General features: G+C 52.7%; 1 protein-coding gene. It reads right to left on the reverse strand.

What is annotated here, in order from left to right; genetic code table 11:
- Positions 1 to 232 precede the first annotated feature (232 nt).
- On the reverse strand, positions 233 to 594 hold a 362-nt coding region (locus RUMCAL_RS14955; RefSeq protein WP_479725132.1), incomplete at its 5' end, for an HNH endonuclease.

Raw genomic sequence — 594 nt, forward strand, 5'->3', positions numbered from 1 at the left:
CGCCTGCACGAACTCGTCTGCCGCCTCTTCTTGTACCGTCCTTTGCCATCTGATTTCACCTTCCTTTTTGAGAGAAAAATAGCCGAAACTGCGTAGGTTTCGGCTTGTTTGCATATTTTTGGGTTAATCCCCCGTTTGAACCTTGGTTTTCGTGCGTGAGAGGGAACGCCGGTCTGTAAAAAATTCACAATTAGCGATTTTTATCCCCCCACCGACAGCATTTCAGACACAATCAATACCGATAGACAGGATTTCGGTCTTCCGTCCATGTCTTGTGGTCATGGCAGGACTTGCATAACGCCTGCCAGTTGCTTTCATCCCACATCAGATGCGGATCACCACGGTGAGGAATGATATGGTCGACCACGGTCGCTGCCGTGAACCGTCCCTGTGCCTTGCAACGCACACACAAGGGATGCCTGCGGAGGTACGCCTTGCTGAGTCTCTGCCACCTGCTGCCGTATCCACGCTTGGCGGCAGACGGTCGGTCTGGATGCAGGAACTGATGCTCCGCACAATACAAACCGTCTGTCAGATTGGGACAGCCGGGGTGCTTACATGGTTTCAGTGCCTTCCTCGGCATAAGGTTCACCT

It is taken from the genome of Ruminococcus callidus ATCC 27760 (genome assembly GCF_000468015.1).
Lineage (GTDB): Bacteria > Bacillota > Clostridia > Oscillospirales > Ruminococcaceae > Ruminococcus_C > Ruminococcus_C callidus.